General features: G+C 74.6%; 20 protein-coding genes and 1 riboswitch. Of the genes, 10 read left to right on the top strand and 10 right to left on the bottom strand.

The window, feature by feature from the left end:
• Positions 1-5 precede the first annotated feature (5 nt).
• The 4 genes from AB0L29_RS26290 to AB0L29_RS26275 all read right to left on the bottom strand — a co-directional run bounded on the left by AB0L29_RS26290 (position 6) and on the right by AB0L29_RS26275 (position 3,320).
• Positions 6-425 carry an energy-coupling factor ABC transporter substrate-binding protein gene (locus AB0L29_RS26290; protein WP_365830232.1) on the bottom strand — a complete coding sequence of 140 codons (420 nt, stop codon included), beginning with the start codon at positions 423-425 and terminating at the stop codon, positions 6-8.
• Positions 422-1,123, bottom strand: a complete 702-nt coding sequence (locus AB0L29_RS26285) for an energy-coupling factor ABC transporter permease (protein ID WP_365830231.1) — start codon at positions 1,121-1,123, stop codon at positions 422-424. Before AB0L29_RS26285 ends, AB0L29_RS26290 begins: the two co-directional genes overlap by 4 nt.
• Before the next feature lie 29 nt (positions 1,124-1,152).
• Positions 1,153-1,336: riboswitch (cobalamin riboswitch) on the bottom strand.
• Positions 1,337-1,928: 592 nt separating this feature from the next.
• Positions 1,929-2,666 carry a DUF1775 domain-containing protein gene (locus AB0L29_RS26280; RefSeq protein WP_365830230.1) on the bottom strand — a complete coding sequence of 246 codons (738 nt, stop codon included), beginning with the start codon at positions 2,664-2,666 and terminating at the stop codon, positions 1,929-1,931.
• A gap of 231 nt (positions 2,667-2,897) precedes the next feature.
• Positions 2,898-3,320: a DUF350 domain-containing protein gene (locus AB0L29_RS26275; RefSeq protein ID WP_365830229.1), complete on the bottom strand. Its 423-nt coding sequence runs from the start codon at positions 3,318-3,320 to the stop codon at positions 2,898-2,900.
• 261 nt (positions 3,321-3,581) lie between these two features.
• Here AB0L29_RS26275 and AB0L29_RS26270 point away from each other — a divergent pair, with 261 nt between their 5' ends.
• The 4 genes from AB0L29_RS26270 (at position 3,582) to AB0L29_RS26255 (ending at position 5,918) form a co-directional block, all read left to right on the top strand.
• Positions 3,582-4,079, top strand: a complete 498-nt coding sequence (locus AB0L29_RS26270) for a DUF2975 domain-containing protein (RefSeq protein ID WP_365830228.1) — start codon at positions 3,582-3,584, stop codon at positions 4,077-4,079.
• Positions 4,079-4,300 (top strand): helix-turn-helix transcriptional regulator, encoded by a 222-nt coding sequence (locus AB0L29_RS26265; protein WP_365830227.1) that lies wholly within the window; start codon positions 4,079-4,081, stop codon positions 4,298-4,300. Before AB0L29_RS26270 ends, AB0L29_RS26265 begins: the two co-directional genes overlap by 1 nt.
• Before the next feature lie 273 nt (positions 4,301-4,573).
• A complete protein-coding gene (locus AB0L29_RS26260; RefSeq protein WP_365830226.1) occupies positions 4,574-4,819 on the top strand; it encodes a hypothetical protein in 246 nt (81 codons plus the stop codon).
• 235 nt (positions 4,820-5,054) lie between these two features.
• Positions 5,055-5,918 carry a restriction endonuclease gene (locus AB0L29_RS26255; RefSeq protein ID WP_365830225.1) on the top strand — a complete coding sequence of 288 codons (864 nt, stop codon included), beginning with the start codon at positions 5,055-5,057 and terminating at the stop codon, positions 5,916-5,918.
• A 59-nt stretch (positions 5,919-5,977) separates the two neighbouring features.
• Here AB0L29_RS26255 and AB0L29_RS26250 read toward each other — a convergent pair whose 3' ends face one another.
• Both AB0L29_RS26250 and AB0L29_RS26245 read right to left on the bottom strand, forming a co-directional pair.
• A complete protein-coding gene (locus tag AB0L29_RS26250) occupies positions 5,978-7,243 on the bottom strand; it encodes a SpoIIE family protein phosphatase (RefSeq protein ID WP_365830224.1) in 1,266 nt (421 codons plus the stop codon).
• Entirely contained in the window at positions 7,243-7,713 is a 471-nt protein-coding gene (locus AB0L29_RS26245) for a hypothetical protein (protein ID WP_365830223.1), read from the bottom strand. Before AB0L29_RS26245 ends, AB0L29_RS26250 begins: the two co-directional genes overlap by 1 nt.
• A gap of 325 nt (positions 7,714-8,038) precedes the next feature.
• On the opposite strand from AB0L29_RS26245, the gene AB0L29_RS26240 reads away from it, so the two are divergent.
• Both AB0L29_RS26240 and AB0L29_RS26235 read left to right on the top strand, forming a co-directional pair.
• Complete coding sequence (locus AB0L29_RS26240; RefSeq protein ID WP_365830222.1) at positions 8,039-8,266, top strand: hypothetical protein; 228 nt, start codon at positions 8,039-8,041, stop codon at positions 8,264-8,266.
• Positions 8,267-8,268: 2 nt separating this feature from the next.
• Positions 8,269-8,607 (top strand): hypothetical protein, encoded by a 339-nt coding sequence (locus tag AB0L29_RS26235; RefSeq protein ID WP_365830221.1) that lies wholly within the window; start codon positions 8,269-8,271, stop codon positions 8,605-8,607.
• Positions 8,608-8,682: 75 nt separating this feature from the next.
• Here the strand turns inward: AB0L29_RS26235 and AB0L29_RS26230 are convergent, their stop codons facing one another.
• Complete coding sequence (locus tag AB0L29_RS26230; RefSeq protein WP_365830220.1) at positions 8,683-9,009, bottom strand: hypothetical protein; 327 nt, start codon at positions 9,007-9,009, stop codon at positions 8,683-8,685.
• A 271-nt stretch (positions 9,010-9,280) separates the two neighbouring features.
• Between AB0L29_RS26230 and AB0L29_RS26225 the strand changes: the two genes are divergently transcribed.
• On the top strand, positions 9,281-10,804 hold the full coding sequence (locus tag AB0L29_RS26225; RefSeq protein ID WP_365830219.1) for a CYTH and CHAD domain-containing protein: 1,524 nt from the start codon (positions 9,281-9,283) through the stop codon (positions 10,802-10,804).
• Positions 10,805-10,915: 111 nt separating this feature from the next.
• On the opposite strand, the gene AB0L29_RS26220 is transcribed toward AB0L29_RS26225, so the two are convergent.
• On the bottom strand, positions 10,916-11,452 hold the full coding sequence (locus AB0L29_RS26220) for an isochorismatase family cysteine hydrolase (protein WP_365830218.1): 537 nt from the start codon (positions 11,450-11,452) through the stop codon (positions 10,916-10,918).
• 140 nt (positions 11,453-11,592) lie between these two features.
• Here AB0L29_RS26220 and AB0L29_RS26215 point away from each other — a divergent pair, with 140 nt between their 5' ends.
• Positions 11,593-11,835 (top strand): DUF6411 family protein, encoded by a 243-nt coding sequence (locus AB0L29_RS26215; RefSeq protein WP_365830217.1) that lies wholly within the window; start codon positions 11,593-11,595, stop codon positions 11,833-11,835.
• 92 nt (positions 11,836-11,927) lie between these two features.
• The gene (gene ppk2 / locus AB0L29_RS26210; RefSeq protein WP_365830216.1) at positions 11,928-12,983 is read left to right on the top strand and encodes a polyphosphate kinase 2; all 1,056 of its coding nucleotides are present in this window, start codon (positions 11,928-11,930) and stop codon (positions 12,981-12,983) included.
• A gap of 190 nt (positions 12,984-13,173) precedes the next feature.
• Here ppk2 and AB0L29_RS26205 read toward each other — a convergent pair whose 3' ends face one another.
• Positions 13,174-13,374, bottom strand: a complete 201-nt coding sequence (locus AB0L29_RS26205; protein ID WP_365830215.1) for a hypothetical protein — start codon at positions 13,372-13,374, stop codon at positions 13,174-13,176.
• A 256-nt stretch (positions 13,375-13,630) separates the two neighbouring features.
• Here AB0L29_RS26205 and AB0L29_RS26200 point away from each other — a divergent pair, with 256 nt between their 5' ends.
• Complete coding sequence (locus AB0L29_RS26200) at positions 13,631-15,082, top strand: WGR domain-containing protein (protein WP_365830214.1); 1,452 nt, start codon at positions 13,631-13,633, stop codon at positions 15,080-15,082.
• Positions 15,083-15,121: 39 nt separating this feature from the next.
• Here the strand turns inward: AB0L29_RS26200 and AB0L29_RS26195 are convergent, their stop codons facing one another.
• The gene (locus tag AB0L29_RS26195) at positions 15,122-15,244 is read right to left on the bottom strand and encodes a hypothetical protein (protein WP_365830212.1); all 123 of its coding nucleotides are present in this window, start codon (positions 15,242-15,244) and stop codon (positions 15,122-15,124) included.
• Positions 15,245-15,523 lie beyond the last annotated feature (279 nt).

Raw genomic sequence — 15,523 nt, 5'->3', positions numbered from 1 at the left:
GTGGGTCAGACCGTTCCGGCGGGGGAGTCCCCGGTGCCGCCGGAACCGGTCGCCGGGCCCGCGGGCCCGGACGGCCGGGGGGCGGCCGACGTCCGCTCCGCCGGCGCGTCGCGCTCGGCCAGGGCCTTCAGCTCTCCCTGGCGGCGACCGCGCCGCAGACCGAAGTAGTAGGCGAGGACACCCGCGCCGATCGCCGCCTGCAGGGCGAACAGCGCCGACTCGATCTCACCCGACGGCGGCTCGTACAGCGGCGAGAACCAGGGCTCGTAGTCCGGCTCGATCTCGGTGATCGCCGTCTCCGCCTGGGCGTCGGCGCCGGCGAACGGCTCCTCCTTGCCGTCGCCGAGGCCCAGGGCCAGCGGCAGGACCGCGAGCGCGGCCACGGCGAGCAGCAACAGGAGGTTGATCTTCGTGTTCCTGCTCACCGGGTCACCGCCTCCGCCCCGGCCCGGTCCTGCCCGCCCGTCACGAGCACGCCGAGCCGGGTCAGTTCACCCTTGCTGGACTGCACGAGCAGACGCATCACGAGCACCGTGAGGAGCCCTTCGCTCACCGCGAGCGGGATCTGGGTGACGGCGAAGATGGAGCCGAACTTGCCGAGCGCGCCCGGGAAGCCGCTGCTCGGGTCGGGGAAGGCGAGGGCCAGTTGCACGCTGGTGACGCAGTAGGTGGACAGGTCGGCGACGAACGCGCCGGCGAACACGGCGGCCATCAGCGGCACGCCGTAACGCCGCAGCAGCCGGTAGACGGCGTATCCGGCCCAGGGCCCCGCGATCGCCATCGAGAAGACGTTGGCGCCGAGGGTGGTGAGACCGCCGTGCGCGAGCAGCAGCGCCTGGAACAGCAGGGTGATGGTGCCCAGCACCGCCATGACCGGCGGCCGGAACAGGACGGCCCCCAGGCCCGTGCCGGTCGGGTGCGAGCAACTCCCGGTGACCGAGGGCAGCTTCAGGGCCGACAGGACGAACGTGAAGGCTCCGGACGCCCCCAGGAGCAGTGTGCTCTCGGGGTGTTCCCGGACCTCACGGGTGAGTGACCGTACTCCGTGGACGACGAACGGCGCGGACGCGACACCCCAGGCGATCGCGTGCGCCGGAGGCAGGAAGCCCTCGGCTATGTGCATGGCTCGGCAGACCCTCTCCAGCACCTCGTGGATGGTTGACGCGCCTTGGCCGGTCTCCTGGCTGACGGGTACCACCGCCCGAACCCCGCCTTCCCGGGTCCGAGGACCCAGTGGCCGCCCCGGAGGGCTGGAGCCGGACTTCCCGATCACAGTGGCGAGGGCCGCACCGGCATCACACCGGATTTCCCGAACACCAAGGCGTCGTGACACTAGTCCGCAGGTAGGGGCGCTGACAACCCGGCCGGAGGGGCGCGCGGGCGCGGGCGGCCCGGACGGCGGCCACCGGGTTCCGCGGTGCTGCGCGTGTCCCGGTGCCGGTCCCGGGGTCCGGGGCGGGGCCGGGGCGGGCCCACAGCCGTCCGGCGGGATCGCCGCGACGCCGGGCGCGCGGGCCCGTCGGCCTGGGCGACCGACGGTCGTGGCCGTGGGCACGGGCGGACGAGAACGGACACGGGCGGAAGAGAACGGACACGGGTGGGCGAGAACAGACACGGGCGGGCGCGCCGGGCGGCGGTGCGTTCGCACCACGGCCCACGGCCCACGGCGCATAGCCCACGGCCCACGGCTCACGGCGGGTGGCGCACGGCGCCTTGTGCCGGTGTCGGTCCGGTGCCGGTGAGGGGGCCACGGGGCGTGCACAGCCGGGGCGGGGCGACCGGGGACGCGAGGAGCCGGACCGCCCCGGCCGGCGGCGGGGCCGTGCCGTCGGAGGGCCCGCGGCGGCGGACGCCCGTGGACGGCCGCCGCCCGGCCGCGGTGAGGTGGGCTCACGGGCCGGCCCGAAGGCCGCCGTGCCCGGCGGGAACTACGCGGACCGTGCGCCGCGGCGCCTCGCCCACCACACCCCGCCGCCGACGGCGAGAAGGACGGCGGCGCCGATGCCGAGGGGAACCGCGGGGGACGTCCCGCCGTCGTCGGAGTCGCCCTCGGCGGAGGACGCGGCGGCCGCGTCCGGCCGTTCGTCCGGGGCGGGGCTGGAGGCGGCCGGGGCCGTGTCCTCCTCGGCGGAGGGAGAGCCGGGGCCGAGGGGTTCGGCGCCGGGCTCGGCCGGGCCCAGCCTCAGTTTCGGGGCGGGGTGGCCGTGGCCGTGCCCGTCCCCGGACCCGTCGAGTTCGATCCAGCGGTCGACGCGGCCGTCGCTGTAGGTCTGCAGGGTCTTGAAGACGAGCTCCTTGACGTCCGGCAACTGGCGGACGGTCACGGAGACCGTGGCGTCCTCGCCGACGGCGAGCGCGGGCCCCGACGCGGCCCAGCCGCGGCCGGTCGCGTCGAACGTCCAGCCCTCAGGGCCCTTTTGGTAGTCGAGGTCGCCGGGGGCGATCCCCTCGGGGAGGATCACCTCCAGCTTGCTGATGCCGGCGGAGGAGGACTCCGAGGCGGCGGAGAACGTCAGCGTGACGTTGCGCGCGAGGGCCCTGGCGTTCTCCGCCTCGACCTCCGTGTGGGCGGAGGCCGGGCCGGCGGTGGCGACCACGGCCGCCGTGAGGACGGCGCCGAGGGTGGTGAGACGGCGCGCGGTGCGCGCCTTTACGGGACGGGACACGGCGGACTCCGGGTGGTCGTCGGTGCGTGCCGTCCTGCCCGTCCCGGTACCGGTGTCCGGTGAGGCACGCCCTGCGGGACGGGCGACGGCCGCGGATCGTGCAGGGAGTCGGAGGGCGCGCCCCGCGAGTTCCCCGCGAGGTCGGTGATCTGTGTCACGCTCCGCAGATCGGGAGCGCCCGGCCTGTCCGCCGCCCCCGGGAGCGACGGACGGGCCGGGCGCGAGACGGCGTCAGGCGATGGAGGCCGAGATGACCGCGGACACGGCGAGGTTGCAGGACGCCGTCACCCAGACCGCCGGGTGCGGCTCCGGCTCGACCAGCGTCGCGCCCAGGCGCCCCGGCGTGATCAGGTCCACCACGAGGAACGCCACGGCCATCATCACCAGTCCCAGCAGCCCGAACGCCGCCGTGGACACCAGCCCCTTGCCGAAGTCCTCGTACGTCGTCCAGATGGAGGTGAACACGATGCCGCCGATGCCGAGCAGCGCGGAGCTGAGCACCATGGCGGCGTTGCGGTTGCGCTGTTCCCAGATCTGGCGGCCGAGTTTCCCGGGCGTCAGCACGTCGACCAGGACGATGCCGAGGACCAGCAGGACCAGGCCCAGGACGCCGTAAGCGGTGGCCCGGCCTAGTCCGTTGACGATGTCGGTCATGGGGTGCCAGCTCCGTAGCGTGAGGGATCGTGAGTGATCGAGGATCAAGGAGAGGCAAAATCTAGCGCACCTGTTCGGCCGACTGGCCGGCGCGCCGGCCGGTCGGCCCGGTGCGCGTCCCGCCGTCGTCGTCCGTGACCCGCATGCACCCGTGCGACGGTCCGCACCTCCGGCGGCCCGTGAGGGCCCGGCGGGCCAACCCCTTGCTCCATCTATCGATTTTCGATAGATTCCCATCGTGCTTCGATAGAAGGGAAGGCAATGGGGAAGTTGACAGTGCTGGCGCTGCGCGCCGTGCTCGTGGTGCTGCTCGCCGGCTCGGTGTTCGTGCAGGCGGTGATGGTGCCGCTGCTGGCCGCCGATCTGGAGGGACTCCGTTCCGCGTACGCGTACCTGCGCACCCCGCTCCTGGTGATCGCGGTCCTCGCCGTGGTGACGGTCCAGGTCGTCCTCGTCTGCGTGTGGCGGCTGGTGACGATGGTGCGCCGCGGAACGGTGTTCTCCCACGGCGCCTTCCGGTACGTGGACGTCATCACCGGTGCGTTCGTGGCGGCCGCCCTGCTGGTCTTCGCGCTCGGCGTGGTCCTCGCGCCGGGGGAGGCGGTGGCCCCGGGCGTCGTGCTCCTGCTGGGCGGGGTCGGCCTGGCCGTCCTGGGGGTCGCGCTCATCGTGCTCGTGCTGCGGATGCTGCTCGCCCAGGCCGTCGCGCGTGATGTCGAGGCGGCGCGGATGCAGGCCGAGCTGGCCGAGGTGATCTGATGCCGATCGTCGTCGACATCGACGTGATGCTGGCCAAGCGGAAGCTGTCCGTGGGCGAGCTCGCCGAACGCGTCGGGATCACCCCCGCCAACCTGGCGGTGCTCAAGAACGGCCGCGCCAAGGCGGTGCGCTTCACGACGCTCGCCGCACTCTGCCAGGTGCTCGAGTGCCAGCCGGGAGACCTGCTGCGCTGGGAGGCCGAGGACGCCACCGCCGGGTGACGTGGGCCGCCGGCCGTGGCGGCCGGGCCGAGGGGGGCGCGGGGCCCGGCGGCAGGGCGTACGCGTTCGCCTTCGACGACGTGGACCACCACGAGTCCCCCTGCACGGCGGCAACCCGCAGCAGGCCTGCCCCGCACTCGACCCGTCCGGCTGAACCGGCCCCGCGGCGGCCGCCGTCCCGTCCGGCCCCGTCCCGCCCCGCCCGGCGGCCGTTTCCGCCCCCGGCCCCGGGGAACCCGGCGAAGCCGACGCGCGACCGGAGGGACGACTCGCATGAGCGATCAGCAGGCGGACAAGTACGCGCGGGCGCGCAGCGACGAGGAGCCGGGATCGCACTCGGGCTCGGAGAGCCAGCCGCAGGAGCGCTCGATCCCGGGCACGGCCAGTGCCCGGGAGGGCTACCAGCCGGCCCGCGGGACGACGGCGGGCAAGCCTTTGGAGGGTGTCGAGGCGGAAGGAGAGGAGCAGCCGGAAGCGGCCGAGCGGGACACGCAGCGAGACGCGACCGGCGGTGACTAGAGCACGGCGCGTCGCGGTCCGCTGTCACCGGCGGGCGCGGCGCGCCGGCCGCCGAACCACCGGCGGGGCCCGTGCGGAGCACGGGCCCCGTTCGCATGGGCCACCGGACCGTTCGCATGGGCCGCCGGAGCGGCCGGCCGGCGCCCTGCCGCCCGGCGTTCACCCGGTCGGCGGTAAAGGACCGGATCGCGGGCAGACGACGTGAGTGATCTTCGTTCCGTTCCCAGAGGGAGGAATGACGTCGGTGGCCGTGCCCGAGCACCATAGGCGCTTCCCGTACCGTGAGCGTCCCTTCGACCTGCGCGCGACCGCCATGTTCTTCGGCATCAGCGCCGTGGTCCTGATCGTCGTGGGGCTGGTCGCCCGTGCGGCCGTCGACGTCGCGGAGCGGCGCCCCGCCTGGGCGGCGGTCCTCTCGCTCGTCGGGATCGCGATCCTGCTGGCCTGGCGGCGGAACCGGCGCCGGATGTCCGTGGTACGGCTCGCACGCCGCACCACCGAAGCGCTGGAGGAGGCCACGGCGACGGCGCTGGACGCCCTGGAGACGGCGGAGCCGGCCGGCCCGCCGCAGGCGGCGCCGCACCGGGCGGGGGTCTGCGCGGCCGGGACGGCCGTCCCGCGGCGGGACGAAGGCGTGCGGACCGGCGACGAGGGCGGCCTGCTCGAAGCGACCGCCGTCCTGGACTACGCCGTCCTGGACTACGCCGCCCTGAGCGCCGACGAGTTCGAGCAGGCGATAGCCGATCTGTGCGTCCGGGACGGCTGCTCGCGCGTCGAGGTCGTGGGCGGCGCGGGGGACCTGGGGGCCGACGTGGTGGCCCTGGCCCCCGACGGCCGGCGGGTCGTCATCCAGTGCAAGCGCTACGGGGAGGACAACAAGGTCGGCTCCCAGGAACTGCAGCGCTTCGGCGGCACCTGCTTCACCGTCCACGAGGCGGACGTGGCGGTCATCGTCACCACCAGCGACTTCACCGCACCGGCCGAGGAGTATGCCGAGCAGTGCGGCATAGTGTGCGTGAACCACGAGGGTCTGCGTGCCTGGAGCGACGGCCTGGCGGTGGGGCCCTGGGCGCCGGGGCCCCGAGGCGGCGCCGCGTAGCCGCGCACCTCCCCGGCCGGGCGGGCGGTACGAGCGGGGGCCGGCCCTTGCGGCGGGTTTCAGGGGACGGGGGAAGAGGGGAGCGGGAGGCCCAGGGCGAGCAGGGCCGTGTCGTCGTCGAGCCCGTCGCCGAAGGCGTCGAGCAGGCCGGTGAAGGCCCCGATCACCGTGTGCGGCGACGCGGGGGCGAGACCGGCGGCGAAGGACTGCAGCGCGTCGTAGCCGTACAGGTCGTCCCTGTCTCCCGTGCGCGCCTCGGTGAGGCCGTCGGTGTACATCAGGAGGGTGTCACCGGGGTGCAGGGTGGCGCGTACGGCGGTGAAGGACGCGTCGGGCAGCACCCCTATCAGCTGTCCGCCGGGCGTCGGCAGGTACTCGGCCCGGCCGTCCGCGCGCAGGACCAGCGCCGGGGGATGCCCGCCGGCGGCGAGGCGGACACCGACGGTCCCGCCCCGGGGCTCGAGGACGCCGAAGACGGCCGTGCAGTACCGCGGGTCATCGCCGGCGTACCGGTCCAGCAGCCCGGCGTTGAGGGTGGCCAGGGCGGTGAGGGGATCGGGGTCGTGGAAGGCCGCGGCGCGCAGGGTGTAGCGGACGAGGGACGTCACGGCCGCGGCCCGGGGGCCCTTGCCGCACACGTCGCCCAGGAAGAAGGCGAAGCGCCCGTCGCCCAGGGGGAACAGGTCGTAGAAGTCGCCGCCGAGCTGCATCGAGGAGGCCGTGTGGTAGTGGGACGCGGCCTCCATGCCGGGCACGGCGGGCAGGTCGGCCGGGAGCAGGCTCTGCTGCAGCACGTCCAGTGCCTCGCGCAGCTGCTCGCGATCGGCCTCCGCCTGGCGGCGGGCCTCCTCGGCCGCGCGGCGGGCGCGCAGCAGCTCGGTCTCGTAGGAGCGCCGGTCGGTCGCGTCGAAGACGGTGGTGCGCACCAGCAGGGGCCGGCCGTCCCCGCTCCTCTTCACGGTCGACGTGATCAGGACCGGCAGCCGCGATCCGTCGGCCACCTTCATGTCCAGCGTGATGCCGCCGGCGTGGCCCTGCATGCGCAGCAGCGGCGCCAGGTGGGTCTCGTGGTAGAGCCTGCCTCCCACGGTCAGCAGGTCGCTGAAGTGCTTGCGGCCCACGACCTCCTCCCGCGAGAGGCCCAGCCAGTCCAGCAGCGTTCTGTTGATCTTGGCGATGGTGCCGTCCATCAGGGTGGACAGATAGCCGCAGGGGGCCGACTCGTAGAGTTCCTCCGCGCTGTCCTCCAGCAGCGCGGTGAACGCCGCGTCGAGGTGCGGACGCCCCTCGCCGTTCTGACCGGAACCGGGGTCCGAGCGGCACATCAGGGGAGGTCCCCCGCGAACGCGGAGACGGCCCCGGGCGACTCCGGCGGTGCGTCGACGTCCGCCGCGCCCAGGCCGCCGCGACAGCCGTCCTCGTCGGTGACGGAGGGGGAGGGGCGGACCACGACCGGGGAGCCGATCGGGTCCGGGGCCGCCGCGGCCGGGACGCCGGCCGCGGCGCCGGCGGAGCGGCCGGCCGAGGCGGTGTCCCGCGGGCCCGGCTCCTCGCGCACGTCCCCCACGGCCCGGGCGTGGCCGTCCGGCGACGCGTACCGTTCCTCCCGCCGCGCCGAGGGGTCCGAGCGGCCGGAACCGACGCGGTCGGACGACACCACGCGCGCGTGCTCCGCCGGGGCGGGGGCCGCGAGCCGTCCCATGGTCCGGGCACGGCCGGAACCGCGGGCGAGGACCACGTCCAGGCCGGTGGCCGACCCCGTGACGCGGACGCTGTTCCTGCCGAGGATGGTCATCGCCCCATCCTCCCACGCGGCGAACCCGCTCGTACGGGTGAGCGATCGCCGGATTCGTCCGGCGGGTGGTCCGCGCCTCCGCCGGGCCGTTGCGGCCGGTGCGCCGGTCACGGGCCGCGGCCGCCGGCCGCCGCCCAGGGCCGCGCCGGCGGCCGGGTGCCGGGCGGTCCGGCGCCCCGCAGCACGTGCGGTCGGGCACCGCGCGGCGCCGGCGTGCCGCCGCGTTGTCAGTGCTGTACTGAACAATGCGGCCACGAGCGAGATCAACATCGCCCGCACTGGGTAAGCGATCGTCAATTCCCGCCTCAAAGGAAGGCCACCGCTGATGCATCCCATCTCCGGTCCGGCACAGGCCCTCGTCGCCGACGCGACCGCGCGCCCGCAGGACGCCGAGGACGGACCGGCACCCGTCCCGGCCCGGGCCGCCTCGGTGCGGCCCTCCTTCCGCGATCCCGGAGCGCGGTCCCGCCCCGAGCGCCCCGGCCGTCCGCTGCCGTCGGGAACCCCGGCCCACGCCGCTCGTGCCCCGCGGGCCACGGTGGGGGAGAAGTGACGATGCTCCTGCCCCACCGCGGCCGGCCCGGTGCCCCGCTCAGCCCCACGGGCGCCGACCTCATGCGCCTCATCTCCGACCCCGGCACCCCGGTGTTCCTCACCGTGCACGCGGGAGGGCGCCGCAGGTACAGCTACTGGCAGCCGTTCGACCCCGGCACCGGCAGGGGAAGCTGCTACGCCGCCCTGCCCACCGCCGAGTGCGACGCGCTGCACGCCGCCGGCCGCATCACGCTCGGCGAGCCGGTCGTGGACCCGACCAGGACGACCTACCGCGTCCGGCCGGCCCGTGCCCAGAGCGCGCCGCAACGCCTCGCACGGCGGCAGGCCCGCGCGGCGTGACCGCGCCACCGCAGGAGCGCCGGGAACGGCGGGTCCGGAGGGCGCCGGCACGCGGCGGCCGCACAGGAGGACGGATCAGCTCCGGCCCCCGCCCCGCTCGACGGCCCTTCCGGCCAGGCCGGCGGTGCCGTGCCCGTCGGCGGTGACCGGCGTGCCCTCCGCGGTGGTCCGCACCCGCAGCGTCCCGCGCGCCGTGCCCTGCTCGGACGTCCCGGCGCAGGCGGAACGCACCGCCCGCGTGCCCTGCTCCCGGGAGCCGGCGCCGGCGCCGCTCTCCGCCGAAGCCCCCTCGGCACGGCCGGCCGAGCCGCTGTCGTCGCCGCAGCCGGCCGGCACCGTTCCCGCCAGGACGCCGGCGACGGTCAGCGCGCCGGCCCTGATGCCGCTGCCGGCCCCGTGCATCGAACCAATTCCTCTTTCCGCACGTGCGTGCCGTGGGTGTGCCGAGGGCCGGTCCGGCCGGCACCGGCCCGAGGCCGCGAGTGCCCACATGGGGCATGAACACACCTGGCTGGTATGCCAGTTGGCCGACCGGCCGACGTCCGGGCGGTGCTCCGGGCGGCCCCGCGCGTGAGTCCCGGGGGGCATTTCGAGGAGGCGTCCCGCCCGGGCCGGTGTCACTCACACCGGCTGATCGGGGTTTGAGCGGGCGCCCAGCGTCAATGGGCACACTATGACCCGGTCTATGCCAGAGACGGAACGAAAGTACACGGTGCCCCCGGCGGACGACGCCGGGTGGCTGGCGTCGCTCACCGGGGCGGGGGCGGTCGCGTCCGTCGTCGACCAGGGTGCCCAGGAGCTGGACGCGGTCTACTACGACACCGACGACCTGCGGCTCGCGCGCAGCTCGGTCACCCTGCGCCGGCGGACGGGCGGCACGGACGCGGGATGGCACCTGAAGCTGCCGCTGGGCGGGGACACCAGGGAGGAGGTGCGCGAACCGCTCGCCGACGACGTGCCCGGCCCGCTGCGCGACCTCCTGACGGCGCGCACGCGCGGCGCGCCCCTGGTCCCGGTGGTGCGTCTTCGCTCCAGCCGTTCCCTGCGCCACCTGGTGGACGACGAGGGCACGGTCCTGGCCGAGCTCGCGATCGACACGGTACGCGCCAAGCCCCTGCTGGACCGCGGCGAGAAGGCCCGCTGGCGTGAGCTGGAGGTGGAGGTGGCCGACACCGCGCCCGCCGCGCTGCTGGACGACGTGGAGAAGGTCCTGCGCGCGGCGGGTGCCGAACGCGCGCGCACGCCGTCCAAGCTGGCGCGGGCCCTGGCCGACACGCACCTGGACGAGGCGCGCCCGGCACGGCGGCGGCCCGCGGCCGAGCCCGGTTCGGCGGGCGGTCACCTCCTCGCGTACCTCGACGAGTGCGTGCGCGCGCTCGTCGAGGTGGACCCGTCGGTACGACGCGGGCTGCCCGACGCCGTCCACACGATGCGGACCACCTGCAGGCGCTTGAGGGGGTGCCTGCGCGCCTACCGTTCCGTCCTCGGCCGGGACGTCACGGACCCGGTCAGGGACGAGCTGAAGTGGCTGGCCGGCGAGCTGGGCGAGGAACGCGACCAGGAGGTGCTGCTGGAGCGTGTGCGCACGGGCCTGGAGGGCCTGCCCGCCGAACTGGTCCTCGGGCCGGTCGCGGCCCGGCTGCGCACCTGGGACGTGGCCGGGCAGTCGGCCGCGCGCCACCGCACGCTCACCGCCCTGCGCTCCCCCCGCTACCTGGCGCTCCTCGAGGCGCTGGACGGCCTCGTCGCCCATCCGCCCCTGCGCGCCAAGGCTTCGCGGAAGCCGGAGAAGGTCATGGCCAAGGCGGTGCGCAAGGAACAGGCCAGGCTCGCCCGCCGCATGGAGCGCGCGCTGGACCGGCCCTCGGGACCGGAGCGCGACGCGGCCCTGCACCAGGCCCGCAAGGCGGCGAAGACGGTCCGGTACGCGGCCGAGGCCGCCGGCCCGGTCCTCGGCGGGCGGGCGGACAGGGTGAGAAAGCGCGTCAAGGCCGTCCAGAAGGCCCTGGGCGATCACCACGACGCCGTGGTGGCCCGGCAGGCGCTGCGCCACCACGCGCTGGCGGCCCACGCCGCGGGCGAACCGGGCTTCACCTGGGGCCTGCTGTACGGGCGGGAACAGGCCGCGGCGATCCGCCTGGAGGAGGAGCGGGTGCCGGCCCTGTGGAAGGAGGCCTCCGGCCTCCGGCTGCGCTGAGGAAGCCCGCGGCACCCGCGGCAGGAGTGCGGCGCGGCCCGCCGGGCCGCGTCACCGCGGGCCCGTGCCCGCACCGGTCACCCCTCGCCTGCGGCGGTCACCGGTGGCCGGTCACGGCCACAGCTCGCCGCTGTCGCACACGCGCGCACCCATGTTGCGCTCCATCATGCGCAGGGCCGCGTCGGCGAGGTCGGCATGGATGTGGGCGACGGCATCGCGCGGGACGACCACGTCGAAGTGGCGGATGTGGGCGTCGAGGGAGGAGTAGAGCACGCACTGCTCCGTCACCTGACCGCACAGCACCAGCTTGTCGATCCCCTGCTGCCGGAGCAGATACGACAGCGGCGTCTCGAAGAAGATCGAGTGGCGGGCCTTGACGACGAAGAGCGAGGAGTCGTCGGGCCGCAGCGGCTCCACCAGGTGCGCGTGCGGTCCCGACAGGGCCTGGTCGAGGAGTTCCCCGTGGTGCGAGCGCCACTCGCCGAAGTTGTCGTTGACGTAGATCACGGGTACGCCGTTGTCCCGTGCCCGTTTCAGCAGGCCGGTCACGACCGGGACCACCGACTCCGCCGAGGGGAGCAGCAACTCGGCGTCCTCGTGGTCGTACGTGTTGATCATGTCGATGACGATCAGCGCAGTCTTGCCCATGCCGCCCGGGTTCCCACCGGACGGCGCCGGACGCGGCACAGGGTTTCCGCCGCTGCGGTGCGTGTTCACAGACTGCGGGGGCAGTCGGTTCAGCGGGACGCCGTCCCGGCCCCGTTCCACCGACCGATTGGGAGTTCCTCATGGTGATCGCCGGAGTGATCGGCCTCTGCGTCGTTCTCGCCGTACTCGCCTTTGTGCTGCCGCGCCTGTCCCGGCACCCCCAGAACGGTGCCCAGCGCACCCTGGGCCTCGGCTCGCGGGCCGGGTCGAAGGCCCCCGGTCCGCTGGGACGCCTGTTCAGCAAGCCCTTCAGTTCCGGTTCCCGCGCGGTGGGCCGCAGCGGTTCCGCCGGGCGCCGGGCGCGCGGTCGCCTGCCGTTCTGACGGAGTCGCCCGGCGACGCACGCCCGGCGCGCGGGGCGCCGACGCGACGCCCCGGGTGCCGGCCAGTTCGAGGAAAGAGCGAGAGGTTCCCGATGTCCGAGCGTGACGACGCCACCGCCCTGGAGAAGGCCGGCGACGACACCGCCCCCGACACCAGCGACGACACCAGCGAAGGCACTGCCTCCGACACCAGCGAAGGCATCGTCGACGACGATCTGCTCACCGGCTTGCGCATCGACCAGCGGCGTCCGGAGAAGCCCCTGCTCCTGGACGCCGACGGAAGCCCCATAGAGACCTGGCGGGAGAACTATCCGTACGACCGCAAGATACGCAGATCCGAGTACGAGCGGACCAAGCGCGTCCTGCAGATCGAGCTGCTCAAGCTGCAGCGCTGGGTGAAGGACACCGGCCAGCGGATCGTCGTGGTCTGCGAAGGCCGCGACGCGGCCGGCAAGGGCGGCACCATCCAGCGCTTCATCGAGCGGCTGAATCCGCGCGGTGCCCGCGTCGTGGCGCTGGAGAAGCCGACCGAGCGGGAGGCGGGCCAGTGGTACTTCCAGCGCTACGTGGCGCATCTGCCGGCGCGCGGGGAGATCGTCTTCTTCGACCGTTCCTGGTACAACCGGGCCGGCGTCGAGCGGGTGATGGGCTTCTGCTCCGACGACGAGTACCGCATGTTCCTGGAGCAGGCCCCGCTGTTCGAGCGGCTGCTCACCGACGACGGCATCCTGCTGGTGAAGTTCTGGTTCTCCGTCTCCCAGGCCGAACAGCGGACCCGGTTCGCGATCCGCCAGGTCGATCCCGTGCGCCGCTGGAAACTGTCGCCCACGGACCTCGCCTCGCTGGACCGGTGGGACGACTACACCAAGGCCAAGGTCGACATGTTCCGTGCCACCGACACCCCGCACGCGCCGTGGACGGTCGTGAAGAACAACGACAAGCGGCGCGGCCGGCTGGAGGCCATGCGCAGCCTCCTCGACCGCTGCGACTATCCGGCGAAGGACCACGCGGCCGTCGGGAAGCCGGATCCGCTGATCGTGGGTGCGGCGGACACCCTGCTGGAGGCGGGCGAGGAACCCACGGTCCTCTCGCCGACACCACTGGCCGGTCCCGGCGACGGGCCGGGAACCCATCCCACCACGGAGTGAGGGCGGCCACGCCGCCGGACTCCGCGGAGCATCCGGTGGCGCGGCGCCTGCAGGCGGACGCGGACCACGGCCCCCGCCGGGCGGCCGGACGTGCCGGGCGGCCGGGCGGCTCAGGCGAGGGGCGCGGGGCCGGGCGGCCGTCCCCGCGCCCCTGGAACCGGCGGGACCGCGCGCCCGCCCCGTTCCCCGGTCAGACGCCGGCCGCCAGCACGAGACCGACGACGATGGTGCAGCACGCCAGCACCATCATCACGGTGCGCCCCGCGCCGCCCGGCGGCCGGACGTGCCGAGTGGCCGGGAAGCAGGCGCACCCCGTGTGGCGCTGGTGGGGGGAGTCCAGCCAGTAGGCGCCCCACAGCGGGGGGCGCGGGGGAGTGAGGTCGTCGCTCATGCCCTGGTCCAACGACCGTCACGGCGATGGGTGGCGCCGCCGGCCGCCGGCGATGCGGGACTCGGGGCCGGTGGCGTCCGGCCCCGAGTCCCGCGGACCTCCCGGGAGGCGCGGTCCCTTCGGCGGTCCGCGGGTCATGAGGAGGCGGTTTCCCCGGAGGACGCGGGCGCCGGGCCGTTGTCAGTGCTCCCTCCTACTCTTCGGACAGTTGGACCCGCCGGAGCGGCCGCGGGTCCGTCCTGGGGAGGGGTCTGCCATGTCTGCCGGGTCCACGGTGTCCACGACGTACCTGGAGCTGTCGCAAGAAGGCGGCGGTGCACACAAGTTCTACGAGGTGGCGGTCGACGGGCAGGTGGTGACCGTGCGGTACGGGCGGATCGGTGCCGCCGGGCAGACGCAGACGACGACCTTCGCCACGGCCGAGAAGGCGCGGGCGGCCGCCGCGAAGAAGGTCGGCGAGAAGGTCCGCAAGGGCTACGCCCCGGCCGTGCCGGGGCAGCGCGCCCCGCGTTCGGTGACGCGGCGCCAGGTGACCTCGGCTCCCTCCACCGCGCGTGCCGTGGCACCCGTGCTGTGGCGCTTCCGCACCGGCTCCTCGGCGTTCGGCATCCACGTCGACGACGACGGCTGCTGGGTCGGCAACCAGGCGGGTGACGTCTACACCCTGGACCACGACGGCGGCGTCCTCGCCCGGTTCAGCCTGCCGGACGGTGTGAAGTGCCTGGTCGCCGACGACTTCTGGATCTACGCCGGCTGCGACGACGGCCGGGTCTACGACCTGTCGTCGAAACTGCCGTTCGCGGCGTACGACATCGCGGCGGACGTCGACATCTTCTGGCTGGACATCCACGAGGGCGTCCTGAACGTCTCGGACCGCGCCGGCCGGCTCACCGTCATCGACCACGAGGACGAGCACCAGTGGGCCCGCCGCAGTCAGGGCGAGCACGCCTGGATGGTCCGTGCCGACGACCACGCCGTCTACCACGGCCACCACCAGGGGGTCACCGCCTACGCACCCGACGGCGGCACCGAACTGTGGCACACGCCCACGCGGGGCGCCGTGCTGTTCGGCTGGCAGGAGGACGACGCCGTCTACGCGGGGACGGCGCACCGTGTGGTGCAGCGGCTGTCGAAGGCGACCGGCGCGACCGAGGCCACCTATGCCTGCGACAGCGCGGTGTACTCGTGCGCCGCCTCGCCCGGCGGGCGGTTCGTCTTCGCCGGTGACGCGGCGTCGTCCGTCTACTGCTTCGACCGGGACGGCACACGTCTGTGGAAGCTCGGCACGGGGGGCGGCTCGGCGCTGTCGATGCAGTACCGGGACGACAGGCTGTACCTGGTGACCACCGACGGCTCGCTGGTGTGCGTGGACGCGAGCGAGGCGGCCGTCTCCGCGGCACAGCAGGGCGCGGTGCCGGCGGCGCGGGACGTCAAGCTCTCCGCGACCCTGCCGACCTACGCGCCGGCCACGGCCGCGGACGCGGTGGCCACGATCGCCCACGCCCCGGCGGGAGCGGTCGTCGTCGAGTGCGTCCAGCAGGGCGGTCGCCTGCGCGTGCACGTGGTGTCCGAGGGATACGACACGTCGTGGAACGTCCAGTTCCCGCGGGCGATACGTGTGCCCGGCGCCCGCTACGTCGTGGACGCCCTGCACCCCGCGGCCGGCGGCTTCTACCGGGTCCGCGGCGACATCCGGCGGCTGTTGTGACCCGGCCGGACGCCGGACGGCCGGGCGTGCCCGGCCCGGTCACAGCAGCAGGGGGAGGCCCGCCAGCGTCGCTCCGGCCGCGGCGAAGGCCGCGAGGAGCGCGGTGGGCCAGTTGCCGGACCGGGCGAAGGCCAGCAGCCCCATGAGCAGGCCGGACACCATCGCGGCCAGGAGGATGAGAGCCCAGCGCAGAGGTAACCGGTCCGATGGGGGAGGCGGTGACGTCGGTTCGGACATACGGCTCTCCTGGGGGCGTGTCGGATGAACGGGGCGGAACGGCTCCACGGCGGCCGCGGGCACCGGCGGAAGGAGCGAGGCGACCGGAAGGGACGGACCCTGCGGGGCGCCCGGATGCCCCGGCACCTCGGCACCTCGGCACCACGGACCTACTCGTATGAGCGACCACGTTACGCATCCGTGGTGCATCAGAGAAGGCGTCTG

Origin of the sequence: Streptomyces sp. NPDC052701 (assembly GCF_040678355.1) — a bacterium.
In the GTDB taxonomy this organism is placed as follows: Bacteria; Actinomycetota; Actinomycetes; order Streptomycetales; family Streptomycetaceae; genus Streptomyces.
This window is presented reverse-complemented; position numbering and strand designations above follow the sequence as displayed.

Bases quoted from the DNA above. Each gene is read 5' to 3' on its own strand.
- AB0L29_RS26285 (WP_365830231.1), bottom strand. From the start codon at position 1,123: ATGCACATAGCCGAGGGCTTCCTGCCTCCGGCGCACGCGATCGCCTGG.
- AB0L29_RS26275 (WP_365830229.1), bottom strand. From the start codon at position 3,320: ATGACCGACATCGTCAACGGACTAGGCCGGGCCACCGCTTACGGCGTC.
- AB0L29_RS26270 (WP_365830228.1), top strand. From the start codon at position 3,582: ATGGGGAAGTTGACAGTGCTGGCGCTGCGCGCCGTGCTCGTGGTGCTG.
- AB0L29_RS26265 (WP_365830227.1), top strand. From the start codon at position 4,079: ATGCCGATCGTCGTCGACATCGACGTGATGCTGGCCAAGCGGAAGCTG.
- AB0L29_RS26260 (WP_365830226.1), top strand. From the start codon at position 4,574: ATGAGCGATCAGCAGGCGGACAAGTACGCGCGGGCGCGCAGCGACGAG.
- AB0L29_RS26255 (WP_365830225.1), top strand. From the start codon at position 5,055: ATGACGTCGGTGGCCGTGCCCGAGCACCATAGGCGCTTCCCGTACCGT.
- AB0L29_RS26250 (WP_365830224.1), bottom strand. From the start codon at position 7,243: ATGTGCCGCTCGGACCCCGGTTCCGGTCAGAACGGCGAGGGGCGTCCG.
- AB0L29_RS26245 (WP_365830223.1), bottom strand. From the start codon at position 7,713: ATGACCATCCTCGGCAGGAACAGCGTCCGCGTCACGGGGTCGGCCACC.
- AB0L29_RS26240 (WP_365830222.1), top strand. From the start codon at position 8,039: ATGCATCCCATCTCCGGTCCGGCACAGGCCCTCGTCGCCGACGCGACC.
- AB0L29_RS26235 (WP_365830221.1), top strand. From the start codon at position 8,269: ATGCTCCTGCCCCACCGCGGCCGGCCCGGTGCCCCGCTCAGCCCCACG.
- AB0L29_RS26230 (WP_365830220.1), bottom strand. From the start codon at position 9,009: ATGCACGGGGCCGGCAGCGGCATCAGGGCCGGCGCGCTGACCGTCGCC.
- AB0L29_RS26225 (WP_365830219.1), top strand. From the start codon at position 9,281: ATGACCCGGTCTATGCCAGAGACGGAACGAAAGTACACGGTGCCCCCG.
- AB0L29_RS26220 (WP_365830218.1), bottom strand. From the start codon at position 11,452: ATGGGCAAGACTGCGCTGATCGTCATCGACATGATCAACACGTACGAC.
- AB0L29_RS26215 (WP_365830217.1), top strand. From the start codon at position 11,593: ATGGTGATCGCCGGAGTGATCGGCCTCTGCGTCGTTCTCGCCGTACTC.
- ppk2 (WP_365830216.1), top strand. From the start codon at position 11,928: ATGTCCGAGCGTGACGACGCCACCGCCCTGGAGAAGGCCGGCGACGAC.
- AB0L29_RS26205 (WP_365830215.1), bottom strand. From the start codon at position 13,374: ATGAGCGACGACCTCACTCCCCCGCGCCCCCCGCTGTGGGGCGCCTAC.
- AB0L29_RS26200 (WP_365830214.1), top strand. From the start codon at position 13,631: ATGTCTGCCGGGTCCACGGTGTCCACGACGTACCTGGAGCTGTCGCAA.
- AB0L29_RS26195 (WP_365830212.1), bottom strand. From the start codon at position 15,244: ATGGTGTCCGGCCTGCTCATGGGGCTGCTGGCCTTCGCCCGGTCCGGC.